Here is a 26551-nt window from a genome sequence, read left to right as displayed (position 1 = left end):
GAGAGGCATGCCTTCGGGCGTGCCTCTCCTGTCTTGTGCGCGTGCATCGCTTCGTTCGAGCTGCAACCTCGTGCAGGATGCCCGCAACACCCGGAGCATCATCGGACGGAGTGCCGCTGGTTGGTTCGAACTACCTTCCGTTCCGCGCGAGGTGTTCGGCGCGTCCGCGGACGCCAGTGATGCGCCGATCCCGGACATCAGTGCTGACGGGCGTTCCACGGGTCCCGGGGATGCGCTCGTCGTCGACCGCCGCCGAGGGGAAGCCGGAGGCATCCGCTCCGCGCTCGACCAGGACCACCGGGGCGCCTTGCGCCCGCAACAGGACGAGGCTCGACAGGTCCTCTGCCGCTGGCGTGATGAGGTGCCCGGCGAGACGGCGTTCTTCGAAGAGGCCCACGTAGACGTGCTCCCGCTCGGCGGAGTCGTCGCTGTTACCGACCAGCACGGCGAGTCCGCATTCCGCAGCAGCGCCCTCGACGCTGCGGGCGACGTCCGAGACGAAGAGGTTCCCGGCGTCGAGCACGACGAGGCCGACCGTCGTGCTGCGTCCGGCGCGCAATTGTCTCGCCTGGTCGTTCAGAAGGAACCCGACTTCCGAGATGGCGCGCCGGATCCGGTCCGCCCGCTCCGCCTCCAGGATTCGAACCCGGACCTAACGGCACCAAAGGCCGTCGTGCTGCCGTTACACCAAGGCGGAACACACCCCTCGGGGTGCGCGACCATCCTCCCACGACCGTGCGGCTGGCCGTGTCCGACGGGTTCGGCCAAGATGGAGGGATGCCGCAGCAGGACGAGGTCGACCGGATCGTCGCTGCGTGGCGCGGGGAACGCCCCGACCTGGACTTCGGCCCGCTCGAGGTCCTGTCCCGCGTGGACCGGCTCGCCCGGCACCTCGACCGTGCTCGACGAGCAGCCTTCGATGCGAGCGACGTCGAGCCGTGGGAGTTCGACGTGCTCTCGGCCCTCCGCCGTGCCGGTGAGCCCTACGAGCTGAGCCCGAAGTCGCTGCTGCAGCAGACCCTGGTGTCGAGCGGCACGATGACGAACCGCGTCGACCGGCTCGCCGCCCGGGGCCTGGTGTCCCGCCGGACCGACCCGCGGGACGGCCGGGGCATCCTCGTGTCCCTGACCGCCACCGGTCGCGCGGCCGTCGACGCGGCGATCGCCGATCTGCTCCGCGCCGAGCGGGACATCCTGGCGGGTGTCGCCGACGACGAGCAGGACCAGCTGTCCGGCCTCCTGCGGCGGCTGATCCTCGGGCTGGGCGACTAGCGCGTCCCCCCGACGCACCGAGAGGGGTCGATGGAGCAGGAACCGTCGGCTGTACGCCCGTCACCCGACATCTCCTGCTCCATCCACGCGACCGGACGCGAGCCAGCGCCACCGCCGCCCGGAGATGTCAGACCCCGAGCACCTCGGCGACCTCGAGCCACCGCTCCTCGAGCTGCTCGACCTCGGCGTCGAGCGCCGCGAGCTTCGTCTGCAGCTCCCCGAGCCCCGCGTAGTCGGACTGGTCGTGCGCCGCGAAGGCGTCGAGCAGCTTCTGCCGGTCGGCACCGGCCTTCGCGATCTTGCGGTCGAGGGCGGACATCTCCTTCTCGGCGGTGCGACGGTCCGCACCCGACAGCGCCGGAGCCGAGCCGGCCCCACCGACCGGACCCGCGCCTCCCGACCCGGCCACGGACCCGGCCGAGCCCGCGGACCCGGCCGTGTCGGGCCTCCCGGCCGAGGCGGCGGCAGCCGCTGATGCGGTCTGCGGGACGGAACCCGTCGCGCGCAGCCGCACGTACTCGTCGACGCCGCCCGGCAGGTGCCGGAGGCGACCGCCGAGGACCGCGTACTGCTGATCGGTGACGCGCTCGAGCAGGTACCGGTCGTGCGACACGACGAGCAGGGTGCCCGGCCAGGTGTCGAGCAGGTCCTCCATCGCGGCGAGCATGTCGGTGTCGAGGTCGTTGGTCGGCTCGTCGAGGATGAGCACGTTCGGCTCGTCGAGCAGGATCAGCATGAGCTGGAGCCGGCGCTTCTGGCCACCGCTCAGGTCCTTCACCGGCGTCGACAGCTGCTCGGACGTGAACCCGAGCCGTTCCAACAGCTGCGACGGCGTCATCTCCTTGCCGTCGGCGACGTAGCTCGTCTTCTTGCGGGCGACGACCTCGCGGACGCGGTCGTTCGCGAACTGCGCGAGGTCGGCGAGCTGCTGGTCGAGCACCGCGACCTGCACGGTCTTGCCGGTCTTCACCCGGCCGACGGTGGGCTGCAGCTTGCCGGAGACCAGGTTGAGCAGCGTCGACTTGCCGGCGCCGTTCGGCCCGAGGATGCCGGTCCGCTCCCCCGGTGCGATGCGCCACTCGATGTCGCGCAGGATCACGTCGTCGCCGAAGGTGACGCCGATGTCGAGCAGGTCGACGACGTCCTTGCCGAGCCGCGCGGTCGCCGTCTGCGACAGCGCGACGGTGTCGCGGATCGGCGGGACGTCGTCGATGAGGGCGTTCGCCGCGTCGATGCGGAACTTCGGCTTGCTCGTGCGCGCCGGGGCACCGCGGCGGAGCCACGCGAGCTCCTTGCGCGCCAGGTTCTGGCGACGCTGCTCTGACGCCGCCGCCTGCCGGTCACGCTCGACCCGCTGCAGGATGTACGCCGCGTAGCCGCCCTCGAACGGCTCGACGACGCCGTCGTGGACCTCCCACGTGTCGGTCGACACCGCGTCGAGGAACCACCGGTCGTGCGTCACCACGACCATGCCGCCCTGGTTCGACGACCAGCGACGGTTGATGTGGTCGGCGAGCCACTGGATGCCCTCGACGTCGAGGTGGTTCGTCGGCTCGTCGAGGAACAGGACGTCCCAGTCGCCGACCAGGAGCTTCGCGAGCGCGATCCGTCGCCGCTGACCACCGGAGAGGTCATCGACGACGGCCTCCCACGGGATGTCCGACACGAGGCCGCCGATCACGTCGCGGATCTTCGGGTCGCCGGCCCACTCGTGTTCCTCGAGGTCGCCGACGACGGTCGCGCCGACCGTCGCACCGGCCGGCAGGACGTCGCGCTGGTCGAGGTACCCGACCGTCAGGCCGCGGCGGTGCGTGACGCGGCCGGCGTCCGGTTCGAGGCGCTGGGCCAGCAGGGCGAGCAGGGTCGACTTGCCGTCACCGTTCCGGCCGACGACGCCGATCCGGTCGCCCTCGTCGAGGCCGATGGTGACGCTGTCGAAGACGACACGGGTGGGGAACTCGAGATGCATGTTCTCGGCGCCGAGGAGATGAGCCACCCGTCAAGGGTAGGCGGCGCGCGGGGGTGCGGGGTGCGCGGGGTGGTCGCGGGGTGGGCGGGGGGGGCGGGGCGCGGGGCCGGGTGGGCGCGGGGGCGCGGGGGGGGGCGCGGGGCGCGGGGTGGTCACGTCGCGGTGCGACGTGCTCCCGCACAAGGGAAAGCACGTCGCGCCACGGCGAACCGTGGCGCGACGTGCCTCCGGTTGTGCGGGACGCACGACCGACCTCAGCGCATCGGGGTGCGACGTGCCTCCGGCCGCGCGGGAGGCACGACCCACCACAGCAGGTCACGTCGCGGTGCGACGTGCTCCTGAACAAGAGAAAGCACGTCGCGCCACGGCGAAGCGTGGTGCGACATGCCTCCGGTTGTGCGGGAGCCGCCGCGGCGGGCGGGCGGGCCACCGCGGCGGGCGAGCCGCCGCGCGCTGCGCCGCGCCGCACCGCGCCGCACCGCGCCGCACCACGGCGCACCGCAAGACCACTCAGAGCGACGCGACCCACTCGTCGGAGCCGTCGGTGAAGCGCTGGTGCTTCCAGATCGGGGTGCGCTCCTTGACGCGGTCGACCAGGTCAGAGCACGCCGCGAAGGCCTCGGCCCGGTGCGGTGACGACACCGCTGCGGCGAGCGCCACGTCCCCGACGACCAGGTCCCCCACGCGGTGCAGCACCGCGATGCGGACACCGGGGTGCTCCTCGGCGATCGACCGGGCGACCTCGGCGATGACCTCACCGGCGCTCGGGTGCCGCTCGTAGCCGAGCGCAGTCACGCCCTTGCCGCCGTCGTGGTCGCGGACGATCCCGGCGAAGGTGACGACCGCGCCGTCCTGCTCGGTCTCGACCGCTGCGGCGACCTGCTCGACGGACACCGCGACGTCGACGACGTCGGCGAGCAGGACCCGCTCGGCGGCGGTCACGAGGTCGCTCCTTCAGCGGTGCGTGACGCGTGGCCTGCACCGTCGGTCGTGCGCGGTGCGTGCCCCGCTCCGTGCACCTGCGCGAGCACGTGGTCGAGCAGGCCGTCGATGACCGCCAGCCCGTCGGCGACACCGCCGCGCGACCCGGGCAGGGTGACGACGAAGGCTCCGGTGGAGGCGATGCCGGCCACACCGCGGCTCAGCAGCGCCGTCGGACCCGCCCCCGCGAGACCACGGCGGCGGACCTCCTCGAGGACACCGGGGAGTTCGAGGTCGAGCAGCGGTGCGACGGCCTCCGGGGTGCGGTCGGTGGGCGTGACCCCGGTCCCGCCGGTCGTGACGACCACGCGGGCGTCGGCCAGCAGCGCTGCGGTGACGGTCTCGGCGATCGGTCCGCCGTCGGGCACGATGACGGGTTCCTCGACCACGAAGCCGCGCTCACGCAGCCACGCGGCGATGCCCGGGCCGGTGCGGTCGAGGGACGGCTCGGTCGCCGCGGAGGTGGAGACCACGAGGACCGCGGCGCGGCCCCTGGTCGTGGTGTCGTCGGTGGGTCGGTCGGTCATCGGGCGCTCCAGTCCCCGGAGCGTCCGCCGTGCTTCTCGAGCACGCGGACCTCCGTGATCACGGCCGCACGGTCGACGGCCTTCACCATGTCGTAGACCGTCAGCGCTGCGACGCTCGCACCGGTCAGCGCCTCCATCTCGACGCCCGTGCGCGAGGTCGTGCGCACGGACACCTCGATCCGGACGCGGTCGCCCTCGCCCGTGATGTCGACCTCGACGCCGGCGATGGGCAGCGGGTGGCAGAGCGGGACCAGGTCGGAGGTCTTCTTGACGGCCATGATCGCCGCGATGCGCGCGGTGCCGATTACCTCGCCCTTGGGCAGCGAGCCGTCGATGATCCGCCGGACGACGTCGTCCCGGGTGACCAGCGTCGCCGTCGCCGTCGCCGAGCGCGCGGTGACGTCCTTGTCGGAAACGTCGACCATGTGGGCGGTGCCGTCGGCGCGGACGTGGGACAGCTCGCCCGCGGCCTCCGCGGCGAGCGGAGCGTCGACGAGCGGAGCGTCGGCGCCCGGCGCGTCGCCGCCGCGGTCGGGTGTGCCGCGGTCCGGCTCGTCGTCGCCGTCCGGGGAGGCGCGGTGGTCGTCGGTCATCGGAGGCTCCAGACGGTCAGGGGGTCGCCGGGTTCGATGGTGTCGGTTCCGACCGGGACGTGGACGAGGTGGGTGGCGGCCGCCAGGCGCGCGAGCAGGTGCGAGCTCGGCCCGCCGACGAAGTGCACCCGGCCGTCGGCGACCCGACCGCGACGGACCTGGTGCTTGCCGACCGGCGAGGTCGCGGACTCGGCCGCCGGCAGCTGCTCGGCGGGCCGGTCGGGGGCGCCGACGGCCGCGGCGAGCACAGGGCGCAGGAACACCTCGAACGACACGAGCGCCGACACGGGGTTGCCGGGGAAGGCCACGACCGGGACGGTGCGGCCACCGAGGGTGACCGAGCCCGACGCCTGCGGCCCGCCGGGCTGCATCGCGACCGGGGTCACGGCGAGCCCGAGCGGTTCGAGGGTCTGCCGCACGACCTCGTACGCCCCGGCGCTGATGCCACCGGTCGTCAGCACGAGGTCGGCCCAGTCACCCACCGCACGGTCGAGTGCCTCGACGAAGCGCTCGGGATCGTCGCTCAGGCGCACGGCACGCGTCACCGCGCCGACCTCGGCCAGGGCCGCACGCAGCGCCACCCCGTTGGCGTCGCCGATCAGGGCCCCGGCGGCGCCCGGACCATCGAGACCGCCGAGGTCTGCACCACCGTCGGCACCGTCGCGGCCGTCAGCACCGTCAGCACCGTCAGCACCGACCGACTCCTCGCCGCGGAGCTCGCTCCCCGTCGAGACGACGAGCACCCGCACCGGCCGCACCACCTCGACGGAACCGACCCCCGCCGACGCGAGCGTGCCGAGCAGCGCGGGCGTCACCGGCGCCCCGGCCGGCGCGAGCTCGGCCCCGCGGGCGACGTCGCTGCCCGTCGTCCGCACGAACGTGCCCGCGGTCGTGCCGGTCGGGACGGTGAGCTCCGCGAGCGCGAGTGCCTCCGGGAACCTGCCGGGCCGGACTGCCTCGACCGGGACCACGGCGTCGGCACCGACCGGGATGCGCGCTCCGGTCATGATCGGCGCCGCGCTGTCCGGCGGCAGCGGGGCCGGCACGGTCCCCGCGGGCACCGGGTCGACCACGCGGACGGTCCGACCGGCGTCGCCCGCGCGCACGGCGAACCCGTCCATCTGGCTGTTGTCGAAGGTCGGCAGCGGGACCGGCGCGGACACCGCGGTCGCGAGCACGCGGCGGCCCCGTCCGGCGTCCGGGGCGACCGCGAGGTCGTCCGTCGAGCGGCGTTCCGATCCGAGCGCGGCGAGCACCGGCGCGAGCAGGGCTGCGACAGCGTCGCGGTGCTGACCGATCGTTCGCACGGGGGCCTCTCGAACAGGTGGGGTGGTGCAGTGGTCGCCCGGCTCTCGGCTGCTGCCGGAGGGGCGTCGCTAGCGTATCCAGGGCGCACCGCGCACCGAGGACATCCGGAGGACCTGTGGAGGACGACGTGAGCACGACCGCACCTGTGGACGGAACGACCGCACGCATCGGGGTGATCGGCGGCTCCGGCCTGTACCGACTCTTCGAGGAGGGCACGGCCGACGAACTCGTCGTCGAGACCCCGTTCGGCGCGACGTCGAGCCCGATCACCGTCGGCACCATGTCCGGCAAGCGCGTGGCCTTCCTCACGCGGCACGGTCGCGAGCACTCGGTCGCCCCGCACCTGATCAACCACCGCGCGAACCTGTGGGCGCTCCGCTCGCTCGGCGTCCGCGCGATCGTGTCCTCGAGCGCCGTCGGCGGCCTGCACCCCGACTACGCGCCGGGCACCTTCGTGGTCACCGACCAGCTCATCGACCGGACCTGGGGGCGCGCGGACACGTTCTTCGAGGACCAGGTGCAGCACCTGTCCTTCGCGGACCCGTTCGACCCCGTACTGCGTCGCGCGGCGATCGACGCCGTGGCCGCCCTCGGCGTGCCGTTCCGACCGACCGGCACGTGCGTCGTGATCCAGGGACCGCGCTTCTCGACGCGCGCCGAGTCCGTCTGGCTGCGCGAGGCCGGGGGCCACACCATCAACATGACGATGACGCCCGAGGTGCCGCTCGCGGCCGAGCTCGGCATCGGCACCGTCAACCTGTCGTTCGTCACGGACGCCGACGCGGGCCTCGCCCCGGCGACGGACGAGACGGCGGCTGGCACCACGCCCGCCGACGACACCGCGGCCCCCGTCACCCACGCCGCCGTGATGGAACGCCTGGCCCGCGCGAACGAGGTCATCGTCCGCGCCATCGGCGACATCGTCGCGGCGCTGCCGGACGACTACAGCCCGCGTGAGCTCGTGCCCGCGGCGGCCAGCGAGAGCGTCCTCCGCACGACGGTCGAGCCCCGCGCGTGAGCCGCCTGCTCGTCACCGGCGGCGCGGGCTTCATCGGCTCCGCGATCGTCCGTCGTGCACTGGCCGAGGGCCACGAGGTGCGCATCCTCGACTCCCTGCGCGACGACGTCCACGGTGACCCGGGCGAGGTCCTCCGCGCCCACGAGCAGCAGGGCATCGCCTTCGTGCACGGCGACGTGCGCGACCGCGTGGCGCTCGAAGCCGCACTCGACGGAGTCGACGTCGTCTGCCACCAGGCCGCCAAGGTCGGGCTCGGCGTCGACTTCCAGGACGCCCCCGACTACGTCTCGTCGAACGACGCCGGCACCGCCCACGTCCTCGCCGGCATGGACCGGAACGGCATCGGTCGCCTCGTCGTCGCGAGCTCGATGGTCGTCTACGGCGAGGGCGCCTACACGACCGCCGACGGTGAGCCGATGCGCCCGCCGGCCCGCCGCCGCGAAGACCTGGACGCCGGTCGCTTCGACCCGATCGGTCCGGACGGTCGTCCCCTGCTGCCGGGGCTGATCGACGAGTCGGCCGCCCTCGACCCGCGCAACGTCTACGCGCAGACGAAGGTCGCGCAGGAGCACCTCGCCTCCAGCTGGGCGCGCGCGACCGGCGGGACGGCCATCGCCCTGCGGTACCACAACGTCTACGGGCCGGGGATGCCCTCGAACACGCCCTACGCGGGCGTCGCGTCCCTGTTCCGCTCGGCGCTCGCCCGCGGCGAGGCCCCGCGGGTGTTCGAGGACGGCCGACAGCGCCGCGACTTCGTGCACGTGGACGACGTCGCCGGCGCGAACGCCGCCTCGATCGCCGCGACCGCGGACCTGCCGGCGGAGACGTTCCGCGCGTACAACGTCGGTTCCGGGGTCGTGCACACGATCGGTGACATGGCCGCGGCCATCGCCGGTCCGGACGGTCCGCAGCCCGTCGTCACCGGCGAGTACCGCCTGGGCGACGTGCGGCACGTCACGGCCTCGTCCGACCGGATCGCCGCCGAGCTCGGGTGGCGCGCGCAGGTCGACTTCGAGCGGGGCATGCGCGAGTTCGCCACCGCCCCGCTCCGCGCCGCCGTGCGCTGACCGAACCACCGGCAGCACCCGCCCACCGGCGCCTCCGGACCGACGCAGCGCATCGACCGCCCGGCGCACCGCGCCGGGCCCGACCGCGAGCACATCCGCACCCGCATCCACCGGCGCCCCGCGCCCGCCCCGCCACCCGCCCGACGCACGCGGCGAGCCGGGCGGGTGGCGCGCCTCCAGGCCGTCCCCCGAACGCGTGGCAGGACAGCCACAACACGCGCGGACCACCGCGCGGGGGACACCGATCCTGTACCCCGCTCCTCCGCGTCGTGTTCAGTCGACACCATGGACCACCCACCGGCCGACGCGCCCGACCCAGCCGCGCCCGCGACGCGCGCGACCGACGACGGAACCCGTCGATCCGGCGACCCGCACCGAATGGTCCACATGAACGTCGACGTGATCCTCCCCTGCCTGGACGAGGCCGACGCGCTCCCGACGGTGATCGGCGGGCTGCCCGAGGGCTACCGCGCGATCGTCGTCGACAACGGCTCGACCGACGGGTCGGCCCAGGTCGCGCGCGCCCACGGCGCCACCGTCGTGACCGAACCCGTCAAGGGCTTCGGGTCCGCGTGCGCCGCCGGTGTCGCGGCCGCGACCGCCGAGTACGTCGCCTTCTGCGACGCCGACGCCTCGATGGACCCGGCCGAGCTGCCCGACCTCGTGGCGCGCGTCGCCGACGGCCGCACCGACCTCGCCCTCGGCCGCCGCGTCCCGACCACGCGCGGCGCGTGGGCACCGCACGCCCGCTTCGCGAACCGCGTCCTCGCGATCCTCATGCGCCGCGCGACCGGCTACCGGCTGCGCGACCTCGGCCCGATGCGCGTCATGCGCCGCGCCGACCTCGTCGCGCTCGACCTGCAGGACCGCCGCAGCGGTTACCCGCTCGAGATGGTCCTCGCGGCGCACGCCGCGGGGTGGCGTGTCGACGAGTCCGACATCTCCTACGCCCAGCGCGTCGGCGACAGCAAGGTCACCGGCACGCTGCGGGGCACCGTCAACGCGGTGCGCGACATGTCGCGCCTGCTGCGCGAGTACGGCCGGGAGGCACGTCCCCGGACCGTCGCACCCGGTCCCGTCCGGCACACGGCCGGGTCCCACACGGAAGGAGCACGCCCATGACGGACGTCACGGTGGTCGTGGTGGCCAAGGAGTGCCTGCCCGGCAAGGTGAAGACCCGGCTGACGCCGGCGCTGACGCCGGCAGGCGCGGCACGCGTCGCGGCGGCGTCGCTGGCCGACACGATCGCCACGGTCCGCGCGCTCCCCGCCGCACGGCGCGTGCTGCTCTACGACGGGGTCGTGCTGCCCGAGGGCACCGACGACTTCGAGGTGCTGCACCAGGTCGGCGGCGGCCTGGACGAGCGGCTCGGCGCGATGTTCGACGCGATGACCGGTCCGACGCTCCTGGTCGGCATGGACACCCCGCAGGCGTCCACGTCCGACCTCGCCCCGGTGTTCGACGAGCCGGAGCGCGACGCGTGGTTCGGCCCGGCCGAGGACGGCGGCTTCTGGTCGCTCTACCTCCGCGAGCCCGACGGGGCCCTGCTCCGCGGCGTGCCGATGTCGCAGGACGACACCGGCGCGGTGCAGCGCTCGCGCCTGACCGAGGCCGGGCTCGACGTCGGCGTGCTCGAGACCCTGCTCGACGTCGACACCGTCCCCGACGCCGACCGCGTCGCCGCGCTCGTGCCGGAGTCCCGGTTCGCCGCGGCGCTCCGCGACGAGACCCTGACCGAACTCGCCGAGTGTGGAGGTACCCGATGACGATGCACGACACCGTGACCTTCGGCGCCGGCGGGGGCGAGCCCTACGCGAACGCCCTCCGCACCGACGGCCGCATCCGCCTGACCGACCCGGCACGCCCGGACGTCCACGTGACGATGGACGTGGGCCGGTGGAACGCGGCGGCGGACCGGGTCGACCGGTCGCTGCTCGACGGCGCCGACGGCCCCGTCATCGACATCGGCTGCGGACCGGGCCGGATGCTCGTCGCGGCACGGAACCTCGGCATCCCCGCGCTCGGGGTGGACGTCTCCGCCGAGGCCGTCGCGATCGCCCGACGCTCCGGCGGCACGGCCGTGCAGGGGTCGGTGTTCGACGAGATCCCGAGCGAGGGCCGCTGGGACACCGCGCTCGTGATCGACGGCAACATCGGCATCGGCGGTGACCCCGTCGCCCTGCTCGTCCGCTGCGCCGAGATCGTGCGCGACGGCGGCCGGGTCGTCGTCGAGACGCACACCGACCCCGCTGCCGACCGGTCCTTCGAAGCGCACGTGGTGGACGCCGACGGCAACCAGAGCGCGGCGTTCCCGTGGGCCGAGGTCGGCATCGACGCGCTGCTCGGGCACGCCGAGGTCGCGGGCCTCCGACCGCGACAGAGCTGGACGGTCGGCGGACGGACGTTCTGCGAGCTCGTCGCCTGACCGTTTCCCGCATCAGGCAACGCGCCTTTTCCCGCATCATGCAACGTGCCCTTTCTTGCATCATGCAACACAGGGGCGTAGGGTCGGGGTACCAGCCGACGGCGTCGTGACCGTCGGACCTGACGGCGCACGATCCTCGGCACGACGACGAGGAGCACCCGTGCAGATCCGACAGAACCCCTTCGGCGGCGCCTACGTCTCCGGTCTCGAGCACCGCGACGAGCTCGGTGCCTACGCGGTCCAGGCCGCCTGGCGCGCGGTCGGGAGCTACACCGGCACCGGCTCGGGCCGCGCGCTCGGCCGGTTCGTGGACGTGGAGACCCGCCGCCCGGGCACCGCGACGAGCTCGAACCGGACCGTCACCGGCTCGCTGCGCACCACGACCGGGTCGTTCCGCACCGCCTGAGCGCGGAGCGGACCCTTCCCGCGGCTCAGCCCGCGGGAAGGGTCACCCCGGTGCCGGGGGCAACAGGCTGCCGGGGTCCGCACGCTGCTGGGGCCGGGACCCTTTCGGCACGGTCGGTCACCGGCTGCTCCCCTGCTCGCGCTCGGGACGCAGCGGACGCGGGTGTTCGAGCCGTTCGACCAGCCCACGGAGCCACTCGACCGGGCTCACCCCGAAGTCCCCCTCGAAGTCGATCGCCGCACCGACCCAGTAGATGTACTCCAGAACGGATTCGTCGTCCGGCAGTTCCCGCTCGAGCAGGCGGGCCTCCGCGACGTACTGGTCCCGGGCGGTCGGCCTGAGACGGTCGAGGGAATCGGCGTAGAGCGACTCCGCATCGGGGTAGTCGAGGTCCCAGTCGTAGTTGAAGGACGCTGCCAAGAAGTCGTAGATGTGCGGCGCGAGCGCGCCGAGCTCTCGCAGGCGCTCAGGCGTCAGGCGCATCGAGGAGCCCTCGTACGTGTCGCCGCAGGTCCCCGAGCCACTGCGCCGGGGTCCGCCCGGTGTCGAGCGACGGGTCGAGGCCGGTGTCGATCGCGCCGAGCAACCGCTCGACCGCGTCGTCGGTAGGGTACTCGGCCGCGATGGCGCTGAGTTCGGCGTCTATCTCCTCGAGCCCGCCGCGGTTCATCCAACCGAACGCGTCGTCGTACGCGCGCTCCGCCGTCTCGTACTCGTCGCGCCAGTCGTAGTTGAAGTACGCGCCCATAAGGGTCCAGAAGTGCGGGTACTGCTTCGTCAGCGATTCGAGGTCCACGGGGCTCACTTCGTCGGGTACGAGGGGCAGCCCTCATGCTCGGTCAGCACGAGAGCACATCCTCGATGCGTGCTGCGATCTGCCGCAACCACGTCCGGTCGTCCAGGCCATCGTCCTCGGGGACGTAGTTGCAGTCGAGTTCGACCAGCCGTCCGCCGAGAGCTGCGGCGTCCGGCAGCACTTCGTCAAGGTCGCGCACGTCCACGAGCAACGCCTGCTGGTCCTCGTGCGACGTGACGGCCAGGAAGTGTTCGAGCGCGTCGGCGGCCCGGTAGGGAGCGTCCGCCCAGTCCTGGTGGAAGTAGGCCCCGACGAAGCCGTCGAACGCGCTGAAGTTCAGCGCGGTGGTGCTCGACAGCGCCGGGTAGGCGGTCAGGACCGTGTAACCGGCCGGCTGGTCCGGAGCAGCGGTCAGGACCACGCGGACGGCGTCGAGGTCCTGGACCCAGCCGAACGGCATGCCGCGGCCGGTGACGGCACCGGACACCGCGTAGACACGGAGTGGGCTCGGGCAGCCAGCGGCGACCCACGCGCGGATGCGCAGGTGGTTCACGTCGAGGGCTTCCGCGACGATCCGGTCTGCCTCAGCCGTCCCGCAGGTGAACACCGAGGTGCCGGTCCTGACGCTGTGTGACACGTTGCGCTCCTTCTTCGTGGTGACGGGACGGCTGATCGCGGCCGATGCGATCGTGCTCCGTCCAGCTGACGGGTACAGCTCCGTCGGTGCTGCCGGTCATCCGCTGCTCGACTCCCGGTGATCGGACGGGAGCGGACGCGGGTGTTCGAGCCGTTCGACCAGCCCACGGAGCCACTCGACCGGGCTCACCCCGAAGTCCCCCTCGAAGTCGATCGCCGCACCGACCCAGTAGATGTACTCCAGAACGGACTCGTCGTCCGGCAGTTCCCGCTCGAGCAGGCGGGCCTCCGCGACGTACTGGTCCCGGGCGGTCGGCCTGAGACGGTCGAGGGAATCGGCGTACAGCGACTCCGCGTCGGCGTAGTCGAGGTCCCAGTCGTAGTTGAAGTACGCCGCCAGGAAGTCGTAGACGTGCGGCGCGAGCGCGCCGAGCTCGCGAAGACGCTCGAGAGAGGGCTTCACTAGATCACCGGCGCCGGGAACGCCGTGAGGACGACGTACGGCGGATTGCGGCCGGGAACGTACTTGAGCACCGTGCGCACCACCGTGTCGTCGTGCATCTTCGGGGTCCTCGCGGGATTGTAACCACGACCGACGACGCGATCCGCCGGCCACTCGAAGGCCTTGGTCTTCAAGTCGATCTCACCTCGCTGCATCTGTCCGATCCACTCCTGCACTGCTCCGTGGTTGAAGTCGAGGTCGTTCGCGACGAGGCGGTTCACGTCCTCGACCGGGACGGTCCACGCGCTGTTCCGGATCGTCCCGCCCTTCCGGGATCGGATCCAGTCATCGAGCTCCTGCCCGTGCAGATCCTCCCGCACGTGCCGACTCAACGTGTGACCGCCGGCCTTCTCGGCGGCCGCGAGCCCGCCCGCGTCGATGAAGGGCTTCGACTCGACGCCGTGCGGGAGGGATCCTTCGTCGTGCGGACGGAGCAGGTCCGGGTGCTCGTCGACGAACTTCGCCATCTCGCCACGGAGCATCTGGTCGAACGCCCCGTCGCCCGCGCCCGTGCCCGGGGTGAAGTGCTCGCTGCCCGTGTAGTCCCGGTAGGTCCGGTCCACCAGGTCGTGCAGTGCGTCGATGCTCTCCTTCGAGGCGCCGTTCTCCACCCACGACCGCACGTCGCGGCTCAACCCGTGCAGCCCGAGCTTCCCGAGGCCCTCGGCGAGCTCGGCCGCCTTCGCGGTGTCCTTGGCCACGCCGCCGGGACCGGCGGCACCGAGACCGAGGCCCATCGCCGCTGCGCCGGCGGCGGCACCGGGGTGCTCCTGCGCCTCGGCCCACCAGTCGCCGATCGCCTTGCCTGCTGCGTCGTGCGCCTTCGCTGCCGCGCCGTTGCGGTCCGCCGCTGCGTCCAACCAGGCGAACGGCGACAGGAAGAGCCCGAGGGTCGCCGCGCCGTCGAGGACCCCGCCCCAGGTCGAGCCGAGGGTGTCGGTCGACCAGACGCCCTGGTTGTCGAACCCGAGCATGTGGATGCCGCTCTCCATGGAGTTGAGCAGCTCGGCCAACGCGCCCTCGGAGAACTGCTCGCCGCAGGTCTTCCCCTCGGCCGTGCCCACCGCGCTCCACGGCAGGTCCACGCCGCGTGCGTTGAGGTCGTTCTCCGCGGGGGCGACGTACGCGCCCGCGAGCGTCGCGCCCGACGCCTTCTTGATCGCCGTCGCGCAGTCGGCCTGCGCCTGCTCGAGCAGCGCGACCTGGGCGATGATCCGACGGATGAGCTCGTCGTTCTCGTGCTTCGTGACGACGTCCTCGTACCAGGGCACCATCGTGTCCTTCGGCGTCGGGTCGGTGCGGGTGGCGCCGTACGCGTTCCACGACCCGTCGACCTGGGGGCCGGTGCTCATGGCGTAGGGAGACGTGACCTTCGGGACGCCGCCCTGGACCCGGGCCCGGAACGCCGCGGCCTCGACGCGCAGGTCGTCGAGCTGCCGCTTCGGACCCGCGGCGTCGGAGGCGTACGTGTCGAGCGCCTTGGCCACCCCGCGCGCCGCGGCTCCGATGGTGTGCGTGTCCGCGACGACCGGGTCCATCAGGGCGAGCACCTGCCCCGACTCCGGCGCCTCGTAGACCCCGGCCAGGGCGTGCCACCGACCGGGGATCTCGTCGGCCACGGTCCGGAGGGAGTCCCCTCCCCCGGAGATGGTGCTCGCCGCGGACGACACGGCCGCGAGGTCGAGGTCGGCGCCCGGGATGCCGTCGGGGTCGACGAGCCCGTGGTCGCCGATCGCGACGCCGCTCACCGGTCGCTCCCGGGCACGCTCGTGCCACCTGGCTCGGCCGCCGAGCGCGCGAGCACCGACAGGTCGTTGGTCTCGTGCGCGGTCGTGCCGGCGCGCTGGACGTCGGCTGCCATCTGCAGATCGCCCTGCTCGTAGGCGCCCAGGGCACCGCGGACGCCCTGCACGCCGCCCACGAGTCGCAGCGTGACCTGCTCGACGTCGTCCGCCACCTGCGCGACGAACGCACCGAGGGCCTCGCCGACGACGGCTCCGGCCCCGCCCGCAGCGTCCGCGACCCCGGTCTGCACCGACCGCAGTGCGGTGGCCGTCCCGTCCAGCGACGTCTGCATGCCGTCGAGCACGCCCCGAACACCGGCGGGATCGATCTTCCAACCCGCTGCATTCATCGAACCTCCCCCGTCCGACCTCCATCGTGACCCGGCACCGGGCCGGGCCGCAACCTGTCACCACGGACCTCCCGGGCCAGGTGGGCCGCGGCACGCCACCGCTCGGGTTCCGCGCCGTCGAACCAGAAGAGCGCTCCGGGGGTCCGCACCGGACCGACGGGACGACCGCCGAGTGCCGCGACGGAGGCCGTCAGGCCCCGCGCCCGCAGGGCGCGCGCCCCGGCGAACACCGCGAGCGGTGTCGCCGGTCCCCGCAGGACCGCGTCGGTGACACCGTCGACGCGACCACGGCTGGTCGAGAACAGGCCGGACTGCGGGTGGCGACCCAGACTCGCCGACCGGAGGCCCGCCTCCAGTCCGTCACGCAGGCCGCCCGGGTCGTCGATCGCGACCACGACACGGAGGGTCTCGAACACCGACCGCGGGCCGCGTTCGACGACGAGCAGCCCGCCGACGCCCCGGTCGGCCCCGCCGACGACGAACGTCGTCGGCGCGGGCGACCGACGTTCGGCGATCTCGGTGACGGAAGCGGCGGTGAGCGGCGCGTCGCCCTCGTGCCGCGACCACGACGGTCGTCGGCCGAGGGCCGCGAGGAAGCGTTCCGACGCGGGACCGAGCAGGGTGCGCGGCGACGGAGCGTGCTCGACCGTCAGGTCGACGTGGAGGAGGTCACCGACCGGCGCGCCCGCGTCCCCCGCTCCCGCCGCCGGCCGCCACCGCCACCCGTGCTCCGCGAGCAGGTGGAGCGCGGGCCACGACAGCACCGCGCCCGGCGCGGTCTCGACGACGCGTTCCCCGTCGTGTCCCAGCCGAGCCGCGAGCGCGGCGTCCGCGCGGACGATCGTCATCGTGCTCTCCCCCGTCGGGCCACCGTCCGTGGTCCCGCCGGCAGCCTACGCAGCCAGCCGTCACCCTCGGACACCCGGACGGGGCTGGTGCCAGGATGGATCCATGAACGACCGCGCCGGCACCCCCGCGACCGCAGACGACCTCGTCGACCTCGACGCCCTCCTGGCCGCGTACCACGAGCGTGTCCCGGACGTGTCGATCCCCGAGCAGAAGGTGGTGTTCGGCACGTCCGGGCACCGCGGTTCCTCGCTCGACACCGCGTTCAACGACACGCACATCGCCGCCATCACGCAGGCGATCGTCGAGTACCGCACGCAGCAGGGCACCGACGGTCCGCTCTTCATCGGCCGCGACACGCACGCGCTCTCGGCCCCCGCCGAGCAGACCGCGCTGCAGGTGCTCGCCGCGAACGGCATCCGCGTACTCGCCGACGACGCCGACGGCTTCGTCCCGACCCCGGCCCTGAGCCACGCGATCATCCGGTACAACCGCGCGGGCAACCCCGACACGGCCGACGGCATCGTGATCACGCCGAGCCACAATCCGCCGCGGGACGGTGGCTTCAAGTACAACCCGCCGCACGGCGGCCCCGCCGACAGCGACGCCACGTCGTGGATCGCCGACCGGGCGAACGCGATCATCGCCGGCGGGAACGCCGAGGTGCGCCGCCAGGAGACCACCGACGCCGAGGGCTACGACTACCTCGGCACGTACGTCGCCGACCTCGAGCACATCATCGACATCGACGCGATCAAGCGCGCCGGCGTGCGGATCGGGGCGGACCCGCTCGGCGGCGCCTCGCTGCCGTACTGGGAGCGCATCCGCGACCACTACGGACTCGACCTGACCGTGGTGAACCCCGAGGTCGACCCGACGTGGGCGTTCATGACGCTCGACTGGGACGGCAAGATCCGGATGGACCCGTCGAGCGCGAGTGCGATGGCGTCCGTCGTGGCCCGCAAGGACGAGTTCGACGTCCTCACCGGCAACGACGCCGACTCCGACCGACACGGCATCGTCACGCCCGACGCCGGGCTGATGAACCCGAACCACTACCTCGCGGTGGCCATCGAGTACCTGTACGCGCACCGACCGGAGTGGCGCGACGACGCCGCCATCGGCAAGACCCTGGTGTCGTCGAGCATCATCGACCGCGTCGCGGAGTCGCTCGGCCGCCGCCTGTGGGAGGTCCCGGTCGGCTTCAAGTGGTTCGTGCCCGGGCTGATCGACGGCTCGGTCGCGTTCGGCGGCGAGGAGTCCGCGGGCGCCTCGTTCCTGCGCAAGGACGGCACCGCCTGGACGACCGACAAGGACGGCATCATCCTGGCGCTCCTGGCGTCGGAGATCACCGCCGTGACTGGCAAGACCCCGTCGCAGCTGTACGCCGAGCTCACCGAGCGGTTCGGCGCGCCGGTCTACCAGCGCGTCGACGCCGCGGCGAGCAAGGAGCAGAAGGCCCGCCTGTCGAAGCTCGACGGTGACGCGATCACCGCCGACACGCTCGCCGGCGACCCGATCACCGCGAAGCTGTCGAAGGCGCCGGGCAACGACGCCGCGGTCGGCGGCGTGAAGGTCGTCACCGACAAGGCCTGGTTCGCGGCCCGGCCCTCCGGTACCGAGGACGTCTACAAGATCTACGCGGAGAGCTTCGTCGGGCAGGAGCACCTCGAGCAGGTGCAGCGCGAGGCGAAGGAGATCGTGGACGCCGCACTCGGCGCCTGATCCCGAGACCGGCCCCACCGCCGGTCAGCACACCACCCACGACGAGACGCCGCCGGTCACCCCGGCGGCGTCTCGTCGTCCGGCGAACGGCACCCGGCACCCGGCACCCGGCACCCGGCACCCGGCGTACGCTCCCGGTCATCTGAGCGACTCCCTGCCGATCCGTTCAGGAAGCCCCTCCCCGTGCGCCGATCAGTTGCGGCGGATGTAACTTTGCAGGACGCGCAAGTTCACCACCTCCTCCAGGAGCCACTCCGCATGACCCAGACGGCGACCGCACCCGCGGCACCCACCACGTCCTCGAACGCGGTGATGAACCACCGGCAGATCCTGCTCGTGATCTACGGCCTCATGGCCGGCATGTTCCTCGGCGCCCTCGACCAGACCATCGTCGGCACCGCGATCCGCACGATCGGCGACGACCTGCACGGGCTCGACCAGCAGGCGTGGGTGACGACCGGGTACCTGATCGCCTCGACCGTCACGACCCCGATCTACGGCAAGCTCTCCGACATCTTCGGCCGCCGGCCCCTGTTCCTCACCGCGATCGGCATCTTCATCGTCGGCTCGTTCGCGGCGTCGTTCTCGACGTCGATGCTCATGCTCGCCGGGTTCCGCGCGCTGCAGGGCCTCGGCGCCGGTGGTCTGATGTCCCTGCCGCTGGCGATCATGGGCGACATGCTCGCCCCCCGCGAGCGCGCCAAGTACCAGGGCTACTTCCTCGCCGTGTTCGGCATCTCGTCCGTCATCGGTCCGCTGGTCGGCGGCCTGTTCGCCGGCGCGTCCCAGATCCTGTTCGTCAGCGGCTGGCGCTGGGTCTTCCTGATCAACGTCCCGATCGGCATCGGCGCGCTCGTCATGGTCCTCACGTTCCTGCACCTGCCGAAGTTCGGCGACCGCAAGAAGCCGCGGATCGACTGGTGGGGCGCGACCCTGGTCATCGTCACCCTCGTCCCGCTGCTCCTCATCGCCGAACAGGGCCGTGAGTGGGGCTGGGACTCCCCCGGCGCGTTCGCCTGCTACGGCATCGGCGCACTCGGGCTGATCGCCTTCGTCATCGTCGAGCGGTCGATGGGTGACGACGCGATCCTGCCGCTCAAGCTCTTCGGCTCGCGCGTCTTCTCGATGGCCGCCGTGCTGAGCGTCCTCGTCGGCTTCGGCATGTTCGGCGCGATGCTCACCATCCCGCTGTACCTGCAGATCGTGAAGGGCGTCACGCCGACCGAGTCGGGCTTCGCGATGCTCCCGATGGTGCTCGGTCTGATGATCTCGTCGATCGCCTCCGGCCAGATCATCTCCCGCACCGGTCGGTACCAGGTGTTCCCGATCACGGGCACGGCCTTCACCGCGATCGGCTTCACCGTCCTGACGTTCCTGACGGCCGACCGACCGCTCTGGTTCCTCATGCTCGGCATGTTCGGCATCGGCCTCGGGCTCGGGCAGCTCATGCAGACGCTCACGCTCGCGGCGCAGAACTCCGTCAGCCCCCGGGACATCGGCGTGGCGACGAGCGCGGCGACGTTCTTCCGCCAGATCGGCGGCACGATGGGCACGGCGGTGCTGCTGTCGGTCCTGTTCTCCCTCATGCCGACGAACATCACCGGCGCGATGCAGGACGAGTCCACGCTCAAGCCCGCACTGAACGCCGCCCTGACACCCTCCGTCGCGAACGCGTCGGACAACAAGGGCGTGATGGACCAGATCTGGTCGAAGATCGTCCGCCCCGTGCAGCAGAACGTGCAGAAGGGCCTCGACCAGGGCGCCGCGGCGGCGAAGCAGGCGGCCGACCAGGCCGTGACGCAGAAGGTCACGTCCGCCGTGCAGCAGCAGGTCGCGTCCGGCGCGATCCCGGCCTCCGCAGCGGACGCCGTCATCGCCCAGCAGGTGGCCGCCGCGAAACCGCAGGCCGAGCAGCAGGCGCTCGAGACGGTCGCCGCGAAGGCGAACGCCGAGGTCGTCGACGGCACGGTCCAGGTCGACTACAGCAACGCCGACCAGCGCCGCGCCGTCGTGGACGAGGTCGCGCCGAAGCTCGTCGACCAGCTGAAGCAGGGCAACACCGCCGCGAGCTCGGGAGCCGGGTCCGCCACGAGCGACACCTCGTTCCTGAACGGCGCCGACCCGCGGCTCACCCGTCCGTTCCTCGTCGGGTTCAGCAGCTCGGCGGTGGTCGTCTACTGGGTCGGCCTCGCCGTGATCCTGCTCGCCTTCGTCCTGACCTGGTTCTTCCGCGTGCCGCCGCTCCGCAAGGTCTCGGCGCTGCAGGAACAGGCCGACGCCGCGAAGGGTGCGCAGCGCGCCGCCGACGACGAGCGGTCCGCCGCGGACCGTCTGGCCGCCGACGCCCAGCGGGCCGCGGCGAACACCGGATCACTCGTGACGCCCGACACCGGCTCGATGCGCACCGTCCCGACCTCACCGGACGTCGCGGCGCAGCCCCGCCCCGCCGGCTCGGCGGTCGGGTCCGGTCGGACGGGAGGCGCGTCCTCCTCCGCCGCTGCGGGTCACGGGACGCGCGACCAGGCCGTCCAGACGACGCACGGCGCGCACGCGGCCCCGGCACCCGTCGACGAGCCGCCCGCGGTCACCGGCGCGCTGCGCACGCACCCGGCGCACGCCGCCGGGACCGAGCCGGGCAGCGCCTCCCGACCGGACGCCGACGAGCACCCGCACGGGCGGCACTCGGCCGAGTAGCCGCACCCGGCGGCCGACGGCCGCCCCCACCAGACGAGCAGGGCGCTCGGCGTGACCACGCCGAGCGCCCTGCTCGTCTGCGTCCCCGGCCGTGCCCGGCCGTCCGGAGCGATCAGGAGTCCGCGGTGGGACCGTCGTCCGAGGTGGCGTGGCACGTGACCGCACCGGGGTGCACGGCGGACGCCTTGCCCGTGCCACCGGCGAAGACCTCGACGGCCTTGCCCGCGTGCAACGCGGTGGGGACGACCACGTCGTGCGGGTCCGTGATGCCGCCGACCTCGGCGTCGACGCGGTACTCGACCGACGCCGAGGCGCAGTCGGTCGTGGGCGTCACCGCGATCGCGACACAGGAGTCGCCGTCGCAGCCGTCCGGCAGGTCGGCGGCGTCGGGGTGTGCGTCGATGTCCTGGGTGGCCGAGACCCGGTCGGCCGCGGCGGCGTCGCCCGAGGTGCAGGACACGTCGCCGATGGTCGAGTCCTCCTCGTCCTGGTACGACACGGCGAGCACGAGCGGCACGTCGGCGGACAACTCGACCGTGCGCTCCTCGACCCGGCTGGGCTCCTCGTCGTCCATGTCGGCGAAGTACCCGATCGTGACGACCGCGAGGCACGACCGGTCCGTGTCGATCTCGTACGGGTCGCAGAGGTCGTCGACGTCGGTCGTGCCGCACGTCGCGTCCCACTCGTCGTCACCGTCCAACCAGGACGCGGTCGTCGACCCGTCGTCGGACGACCACACCTCGACCGGGCCGTCGTCGGAGTACCCGTCCGCGGCCGCGGCCGCTGCGGCGATCGACTCGGCCGTGTGCGCGATCGGCGGCGCGACGGCGAACGAGGCGCCCGCCACGAGCACGAGGCCCGCGACCCCGGCGGTCAGGACGGTCAGCACGCGGTCGACCCGGGCGCTCAGACGGGACGGCGCGCCCTCGTGGAAGGGGTGCGCCGCGGGGACCGACCACGCTGCGGCGTCCCACGCGGCGGACGCCGTGTGCGGGTCGGTTCCGGGGTGCGCGGCACGGGCCCGTTCGGGCAGCTCGATCGCGCGGCGGCGGGCGGCCTCGGCGAGGACCGCGGCGAGGGCGGCCCGCCGACGGTCGGCGAGCCGGACGGCCCCGACGACCCACAGCGCGACCCCCGCGATCAACGGCACGAGGACGGCCAGTGCGGCGACCGCGAGGGCGCCCGTGTCGGCACCGGCGACGACGAGCCCGACGAGCACGCCGAGCGACAGGACGGCCACCCCGGCCCCGACGGTCGTCGCGACGACGAGCGACCGAGGCTGACGCCGGCGGAGCACCCGGGTCGGCACCCAGAACACCCAGCCGCGGGGCGCGGGCGGGACGTCGTCGGCCGGGGTCCACCCGGCGGCGGGCTCGGCGCCCTGGAAGAGCTCGACCCACTCGGCGGACGGCGTCGGCCAGCCGGGCGGGGTGCGGAAGCGCAGGGGGGTGGTGGTGTCGTGCACGTCGTGATGCTAGTGCCGGGCGGGAGCGCTCACAGCCCCACGTTCGGGAGCGCGCGCCCGACCGGTTCCGAGGCCGGGGGCGTACGGTCCCCTGCATGGCAGCACCCGAGGTCCGCAACGACACCGACGCACAGCAGTACTCCCTCGTCGAGGACGGCGCGGTGATCGGCTTCGCGGCGTACGAGGTCGACGGCGACGAGATCCGGTTCACCCACACCGAGGTCGACCCGGCACACCGCGGCGGCGGGCACGCGTCGATCCTCGTGCAGCACGCCCTCGACGACGTCCGCGAGGGCGACCGGCGCGTCGTGCCGCTGTGCAGCTACGTCAAGGCGTGGATCGAGCGGCACCCGGACTACCAGGAGCTCACCACCCGCTGACCGACCCCGGTCAGGCCCGACCGACTGCGCTCAGTACGGCCGGTCGAGCGTCCCGGGCCGTGCCTCGTGCCGCCCGGCCCCGCGGACGGCCGGCACGCGGATGAGCACGGTCCCGCTGAGCAGGTCGTGGTCGTGGTCGGCGGGCGTCGGCGCCTCCCGCGGCAACCGCGACTGCCGTTCGGCCTCGGCCTGTGCCTCGTGCCGCGTCGGCGCGAACACCTCGTCCATCATCGACACGACACCGCCGGATCCGCCGCTCCGGGTGGCCTTGTTCGACAGGTCGATCCACCCCGCGCGATCGGCGATCCCCATCACGACGGCCGCCACGGCCACCGCCCCCAGGAAGATCAACCAGTTCACGGGCACGACGCTACGTCAGGGGCTCGGAGCGGGCCTCCGCCGCGCGGATGATCTCGACGATCCGGCCGGACGAACCTGACCCGAGGCGACCCGGCCGGACGAACCTCGCCCGAGGCGACCCGGCCGGACGATCCCGGCTCAGGGCACCCGCTCGAGCCACTCCCGCGTGTCGAACTTCGTCGCCACGAGCTCCTGCGCCCGGGCCCGCTCGGCCTCGGTCACGTGCCCCTCGTGCGCCCCGTACAGCTTCGTGAAGGTGCCGATCAACCGGTCGATGATCTCGGCGCGGGTGAGCCCGGTCTGCGAGCGCAGCGGGTCGACGCGCTTCGCCGCCGAGGTCGTGCCCTTGTCGCTCATCTTCTCGCGACCGATCCGCAGGACCTCGACCATCTTCTGGCCGTCCATGTCGTAGCTCATCGTGGCGTGGTGCAGCAGTGCACCGGTGCCGAGGCGCTTCTGGGCGGCGCCGCCGATCTTGCCCTTGGTCGAGGTGATGTCGTTGAGCGGCTGGTAGTACGCCTCGATGCCGAGCGACTTGAGTGCCTCGATCACCCACTCGTCCAGGTAGGCGTACGAGTCGGCGAAGGTCATGCCCTGCACGAGGTCGGTCGGCACGTAGAGCGAGTACGAGATGATCGCGCCCGCGTCCATGAACATGGCACCGCCGCCGGAGATCCGACGGACCACCTGCACGCCGTACTTCTCAGCGCCTGCGGGGTCGACCTCGTTCTTCAGCGACTGGAACGACCCGATCACGACGGCGGGCTGGTCCCACTCCCAGATGCGGAGGGTCGGGCCGCGGCGTCCGGCGCCGACCTCCTCGGTCAGGACCTGGTCGAGTGCGAGGTGCTCGTTCGGGCTGATCGGGCCCTCGTGCACGATCTCCCAGTCGTACTCCTGCCACGTCGAGGCCCGCGAGAGCGCCCGGCGCACGGCGACGCCGACGGACTCGGGCGTGAAGCCGAGCAGGACCGCGTCCGCGGGCAGGGCACCGCGGACGGCGGCGGCGATGCCGGCCGCGTCGGTGGTCGCGGGCAGGCCGTTGACGGCCTGGTCGATGAGCGGAAGCGCGTCGTCGGGTTCGAGGAAGAAGTCACCCGCCAACCGGAACTCCTGGATGCTCCCGTCGACGACCTCGAGGTCGACGACGACCAGCTTGCCTCCGGGGACCTTGTACTCACCGTGCACGCGTCGAGCCTACGCCCGCCACGCGGTGGCCCGTCGGCCTGCCGCCGGACGGGAGGACCGTGGCGGGGCCCGCCCCGCGCCTCCCGTCCGCACCCGGGTACCGACGGGAGGCCCGTGGCGGCCCCGCCCCGCGCCTCCCGTCCGCAGCCGGTCGCGTCAGCGACCCACGTGCCCGTCCAGCCACGCGACCAGGTCGGCGACCACCTCGTCCCGGTTCGTCTCGTTGTAGACCTCGTGCCGGGCCCCCTCGTAGACGTGCACCTGCACGTCCGACAGGCCCCCGCGACGGCGGTACGCCTGCGCGAGCCGCTCGATCGACCGCGGACCGCCGAGGGTGTCCTCGGAGCCGACCTGCAGCAGCATCGGCAGGTCGTGCGGGATGCCCCGCCGCGGCACCCCGAGCAGCCGCAGCGTGTCGCGCAGGCCGAAGAGCTTGAGCACGTCCGCGTCGACCGCGAGCGGGTCCGCCTGGATCGTCTCGATGATCGCCCGGTCGCGGCTGATCCACTCGTACCGCGTGGGGCCGGAGCCGGCGTGCCGGGCGTTCAGGTCGCCGCTGTTCATCCAGCCGGGCAGTCGGTAGGCGGTGGCGGAGAGCACGACCCCGTCGTACGCGTCCGACGACGTGTTCACGATCCGCTGCGCCATCAGGGAACCCCAGGAGTGCCCGAGCAGCACGAGCGGCAGCCCCGGGTCCTGTTCGCGGGCGACCGCGGTCATCTGCTCGACGGCGGCGATCGCGGCCCGCAGTCCGCCGGGGCCGAGCCTGCCCAGCCGGGCGTGGTCGCCGTGCCACTGCGCGAGGCCGGTCCGGCCGTGCCCGCGGTGGTCGTTCGCGTGCACGGTCCAGCCGGCGCGGACCAGGTCCTGCGCGAGCGCCTCGTACCGGAGGGAGTGCTCGCCGACACCGTGGGCGATCTGCACGATGCCCCTCGGCCGACCGGCACGCCACGTCGAGTACACGATCTCGACGCCGTGTGCGTCGGTGAACGAGGAGTCCCCTCGGGCTGCGGAGAACGTCGGCATGGCTGCATCCTGGCAGACGGCAGCCCGGCCCAGCGTGTTCATCCGGCGTTCACGCAGCGGGGGCGCAGCGGGCCTACCGTTCCGCGCATGGACGTCCTCGTCACCGTCGTGCTGGTGATCCTGGTGGCCCTCGTGTTCGACTTCACGAACGGCTTCCACGACACCGCGAACGCCATGGCCACCTCGGTCGCCACCGGAGCCCTGAAGCCCCGGACCGCCGTGCTCATCTCCGCCGTCCTCAACCTGGTCGGCGCCTTCCTGTCCACCGAGGTCGCGAAGACCGTCTCGCAGGGGATCATCCGCGAGGGGCAGGACGGCATCCAGATCACCCCGACGATGATCTTCGCGGGCCTCGTCGGGGCCGTCCTCTGGAACCTCGCCACCTGGTACGCCGGTCTCCCGTCCTCGTCCACGCACGCGCTGTTCGGCGGGCTGATCGGGGCGTCGGTGGTCGGCGCCGGGCTGCAGTCCGTCGACTGGGCGACCGTGCTGTCCAAGGTCGTGCTCCCGGCGCTGCTCTCCCCCGTCATCGCCGGGGTGATCGCGCTCGTCGCGACGTACCTCGCGTACACGCTGACGCGGAACGCGACGACGCACGGTGCCGCGACCGGGTTCCGGCACGGACAGACGATCTCGGCGTCGCTCGTCTCGCTCGCACACGGCACGAACGACGCCCAGAAGACGATGGGCGTCATCACGCTGACGCTCGTCGCCGCCGGGTACCAGCCGTCGGGCAGCGGCCCGGCGCTGTGGGTGGTGCTCGCGTGCGGCCTGGCGATCGGCCTCGGCACGTACACGGGCGGCTGGCGGATCATGCAGACCGTCGGCAAGAAGATCTCGGACGTGCAGTCGCCGCAGGGCTTCGCCGCCGAGACGAGCTCCGCCGCGACGATCCTGGTGTCGTCGCACCTCGGCTTCGCCCTGTCCACCACCCACGTCACGAGCGGCTCGGTGGTCGGCTCCGGCCTCGGCAAGAAGCTCGCGGACGTGCACTGGTCGGTCGTCGGGCGGATCGCCGTGGCCTGGGTCGTCACGCTGCCGGCCGCCGCGGTCGTCGGTGCCCTGGCGACGCTCCTGGCCTCGACGAGCACGATCGGGCTCGTCGTCGTCGCCGTCCTGGCCCTGCTCGGCGGTCTGGCCTTCGCCGCCCTGGCCCGACGCCGACCGGTCACCCGCGAGACCGTCAACGACGAACGACCGGCCGCCGAGCCGGTGTCGGCCTAGGGAGGCGCA

Annotated in this window: 28 protein-coding genes and 1 tRNA gene; 11 read left to right on the top strand and 18 right to left on the bottom strand. The window is 73.0% G+C overall.

The features are described 5' to 3' along the window. Positions 1-130: 130 nt before the first annotated feature. Positions 131-559: a LacI family transcriptional regulator gene (locus QOL16_RS03725; RefSeq protein WP_071284861.1), complete on the bottom strand. Its 429-nt coding sequence runs from the start codon at positions 557-559 to the stop codon at positions 131-133. A 66-nt stretch (positions 560-625) separates the two neighbouring features. Beyond that, a tRNA-Gln gene (locus QOL16_RS03720) sits at positions 626-697 on the bottom strand. Positions 698-777: 80 nt separating this feature from the next. On the opposite strand from QOL16_RS03720, the gene QOL16_RS03715 reads away from it, so the two are divergent. Then, positions 778-1272 (top strand): MarR family winged helix-turn-helix transcriptional regulator, encoded by a 495-nt coding sequence (locus QOL16_RS03715; protein ID WP_065965091.1) that lies wholly within the window; start codon positions 778-780, stop codon positions 1270-1272. A gap of 127 nt (positions 1273-1399) precedes the next feature. On the opposite strand, the gene QOL16_RS03710 is transcribed toward QOL16_RS03715, so the two are convergent. The 5 genes from QOL16_RS03710 to QOL16_RS03690 all read right to left on the bottom strand — a co-directional run bounded on the left by QOL16_RS03710 (position 1400) and on the right by QOL16_RS03690 (position 6649). Then, entirely contained in the window at positions 1400-3268 is a 1869-nt protein-coding gene (locus tag QOL16_RS03710; protein WP_071284860.1) for an ABC-F family ATP-binding cassette domain-containing protein, read from the bottom strand. A 483-nt stretch (positions 3269-3751) separates the two neighbouring features. Next, positions 3752-4183 (bottom strand): molybdenum cofactor biosynthesis protein MoaE, encoded by a 432-nt coding sequence (locus tag QOL16_RS03705; RefSeq protein WP_065963556.1) that lies wholly within the window; start codon positions 4181-4183, stop codon positions 3752-3754. Further along, positions 4180-4749, bottom strand: coding sequence for a molybdenum cofactor biosynthesis protein B (locus tag QOL16_RS03700; protein WP_071284859.1), 570 nt, complete (start codon positions 4747-4749; stop codon positions 4180-4182). The genes QOL16_RS03705 and QOL16_RS03700 overlap by 4 nt, the downstream gene beginning before the upstream one ends. Further along, positions 4746-5174: a cyclic pyranopterin monophosphate synthase MoaC gene (moaC, locus tag QOL16_RS03695; RefSeq protein WP_175473103.1), complete on the bottom strand. Its 429-nt coding sequence runs from the start codon at positions 5172-5174 to the stop codon at positions 4746-4748. The genes QOL16_RS03700 and moaC overlap by 4 nt, the downstream gene beginning before the upstream one ends. Before the next feature lie 164 nt (positions 5175-5338). Then, positions 5339-6649, bottom strand: a complete 1311-nt coding sequence (locus QOL16_RS03690; RefSeq protein ID WP_071284858.1) for a molybdopterin molybdotransferase MoeA — start codon at positions 6647-6649, stop codon at positions 5339-5341. A 128-nt stretch (positions 6650-6777) separates the two neighbouring features. Here QOL16_RS03690 and QOL16_RS03685 point away from each other — a divergent pair, with 128 nt between their 5' ends. The 6 genes from QOL16_RS03685 (at position 6778) to QOL16_RS03660 (ending at position 11566) form a co-directional block, all read left to right on the top strand. Next, positions 6778-7668: an MTAP family purine nucleoside phosphorylase gene (locus tag QOL16_RS03685; protein ID WP_253181670.1), complete on the top strand. Its 891-nt coding sequence runs from the start codon at positions 6778-6780 to the stop codon at positions 7666-7668. Next, a complete protein-coding gene (locus tag QOL16_RS03680; RefSeq protein WP_071245155.1) occupies positions 7665-8735 on the top strand; it encodes an NAD(P)-dependent oxidoreductase in 1071 nt (356 codons plus the stop codon). The genes QOL16_RS03685 and QOL16_RS03680 overlap by 4 nt, the downstream gene beginning before the upstream one ends. Positions 8736-9113: 378 nt before the next feature. Continuing rightward, positions 9114-9857 (top strand): glycosyltransferase family 2 protein, encoded by a 744-nt coding sequence (locus QOL16_RS03675; protein WP_071284857.1) that lies wholly within the window; start codon positions 9114-9116, stop codon positions 9855-9857. Next, positions 9854-10501 (top strand): DUF2064 domain-containing protein, encoded by a 648-nt coding sequence (locus tag QOL16_RS03670; protein ID WP_065963546.1) that lies wholly within the window; start codon positions 9854-9856, stop codon positions 10499-10501. The genes QOL16_RS03675 and QOL16_RS03670 overlap by 4 nt, the downstream gene beginning before the upstream one ends. Beyond that, on the top strand, positions 10498-11160 hold the full coding sequence (locus QOL16_RS03665; protein ID WP_083230314.1) for a bifunctional 2-polyprenyl-6-hydroxyphenol methylase/3-demethylubiquinol 3-O-methyltransferase UbiG: 663 nt from the start codon (positions 10498-10500) through the stop codon (positions 11158-11160). Before QOL16_RS03670 ends, QOL16_RS03665 begins: the two co-directional genes overlap by 4 nt. A 160-nt stretch (positions 11161-11320) precedes the next feature. Next, the gene (locus QOL16_RS03660; protein ID WP_071284856.1) at positions 11321-11566 is read left to right on the top strand and encodes a hypothetical protein; all 246 of its coding nucleotides are present in this window, start codon (positions 11321-11323) and stop codon (positions 11564-11566) included. Between the two features lie 117 nt (positions 11567-11683). Here QOL16_RS03660 and QOL16_RS03655 read toward each other — a convergent pair whose 3' ends face one another. The 7 genes from QOL16_RS03655 to QOL16_RS03625 form a co-directional block, all read right to left on the bottom strand. Continuing rightward, positions 11684-12049: a hypothetical protein gene (locus tag QOL16_RS03655; protein WP_139266436.1), complete on the bottom strand. Its 366-nt coding sequence runs from the start codon at positions 12047-12049 to the stop codon at positions 11684-11686. Continuing rightward, complete coding sequence (locus QOL16_RS03650; RefSeq protein ID WP_139266435.1) at positions 12033-12362, bottom strand: contact-dependent growth inhibition system immunity protein; 330 nt, start codon at positions 12360-12362, stop codon at positions 12033-12035. Before QOL16_RS03650 ends, QOL16_RS03655 begins: the two co-directional genes overlap by 17 nt. 43 nt (positions 12363-12405) lie before the next feature. Then, entirely contained in the window at positions 12406-12999 is a 594-nt protein-coding gene (locus tag QOL16_RS03645; RefSeq protein WP_071284853.1) for a contact-dependent growth inhibition system immunity protein, read from the bottom strand. 96 nt (positions 13000-13095) lie between these two features. Continuing rightward, positions 13096-13461: a contact-dependent growth inhibition system immunity protein gene (locus tag QOL16_RS03640; RefSeq protein WP_071245163.1), complete on the bottom strand. Its 366-nt coding sequence runs from the start codon at positions 13459-13461 to the stop codon at positions 13096-13098. Continuing rightward, positions 13461-15248 carry an RNase A-like domain-containing protein gene (locus QOL16_RS03635; RefSeq protein WP_071284852.1) on the bottom strand — a complete coding sequence of 596 codons (1788 nt, stop codon included), beginning with the start codon at positions 15246-15248 and terminating at the stop codon, positions 13461-13463. Before QOL16_RS03635 ends, QOL16_RS03640 begins: the two co-directional genes overlap by 1 nt. Continuing rightward, entirely contained in the window at positions 15245-15634 is a 390-nt protein-coding gene (locus QOL16_RS03630) for a DUF6507 family protein (RefSeq protein ID WP_139266434.1), read from the bottom strand. Before QOL16_RS03630 ends, QOL16_RS03635 begins: the two co-directional genes overlap by 4 nt. Further along, positions 15631-16482, bottom strand: coding sequence for a DUF6177 family protein (locus tag QOL16_RS03625; RefSeq protein ID WP_305411362.1), 852 nt, complete (start codon positions 16480-16482; stop codon positions 15631-15633). The genes QOL16_RS03630 and QOL16_RS03625 overlap by 4 nt, the downstream gene beginning before the upstream one ends. A 103-nt stretch (positions 16483-16585) precedes the next feature. Between QOL16_RS03625 and pgm the strand changes: the two genes are divergently transcribed. Beyond that, positions 16586-18205 (top strand): phosphoglucomutase (alpha-D-glucose-1,6-bisphosphate-dependent), encoded by a 1620-nt coding sequence (gene pgm, locus QOL16_RS03620; RefSeq protein WP_071284851.1) that lies wholly within the window; start codon positions 16586-16588, stop codon positions 18203-18205. Positions 18206-18463: 258 nt separating this feature from the next. Next, complete coding sequence (locus tag QOL16_RS03615; RefSeq protein ID WP_071284850.1) at positions 18464-20899, top strand: MDR family MFS transporter; 2436 nt, start codon at positions 18464-18466, stop codon at positions 20897-20899. A 112-nt stretch (positions 20900-21011) separates the two neighbouring features. On the opposite strand, the gene QOL16_RS03610 is transcribed toward QOL16_RS03615, so the two are convergent. After that, entirely contained in the window at positions 21012-22364 is a 1353-nt protein-coding gene (locus QOL16_RS03610) for a hypothetical protein (protein WP_071284849.1), read from the bottom strand. A 95-nt stretch (positions 22365-22459) separates the two neighbouring features. Between QOL16_RS03610 and QOL16_RS03605 the strand changes: the two genes are divergently transcribed. Then, the gene (locus QOL16_RS03605) at positions 22460-22744 is read left to right on the top strand and encodes a GNAT family N-acetyltransferase (protein WP_071284848.1); all 285 of its coding nucleotides are present in this window, start codon (positions 22460-22462) and stop codon (positions 22742-22744) included. A gap of 30 nt (positions 22745-22774) precedes the next feature. On the opposite strand, the gene QOL16_RS03600 is transcribed toward QOL16_RS03605, so the two are convergent. From QOL16_RS03600 to QOL16_RS03590, 3 genes are all read right to left on the bottom strand, one after another. Continuing rightward, on the bottom strand, positions 22775-23104 hold the full coding sequence (locus QOL16_RS03600) for a hypothetical protein (protein ID WP_071245174.1): 330 nt from the start codon (positions 23102-23104) through the stop codon (positions 22775-22777). A 138-nt stretch (positions 23105-23242) separates the two neighbouring features. Continuing rightward, positions 23243-24292: a biotin/lipoate A/B protein ligase family protein gene (locus tag QOL16_RS03595; RefSeq protein ID WP_065963523.1), complete on the bottom strand. Its 1050-nt coding sequence runs from the start codon at positions 24290-24292 to the stop codon at positions 23243-23245. A 156-nt stretch (positions 24293-24448) separates the two neighbouring features. Further along, entirely contained in the window at positions 24449-25318 is an 870-nt protein-coding gene (locus QOL16_RS03590) for an alpha/beta hydrolase (protein ID WP_071284846.1), read from the bottom strand. 87 nt (positions 25319-25405) lie between these two features. On the opposite strand from QOL16_RS03590, the gene QOL16_RS03585 reads away from it, so the two are divergent. After that, positions 25406-26542: an inorganic phosphate transporter gene (locus QOL16_RS03585; RefSeq protein WP_071245176.1), complete on the top strand. Its 1137-nt coding sequence runs from the start codon at positions 25406-25408 to the stop codon at positions 26540-26542. Positions 26543-26551 lie beyond the last annotated feature (9 nt).

The organism is Curtobacterium sp. MCBA15_004 (assembly GCF_001865055.2).
In the GTDB taxonomy this organism is placed as follows: Bacteria; Actinomycetota; Actinomycetes; order Actinomycetales; family Microbacteriaceae; genus Curtobacterium.
Note: the sequence above shows the minus strand (reverse complement) of the source record. Positions and strands in the feature narration are given on the sequence as shown.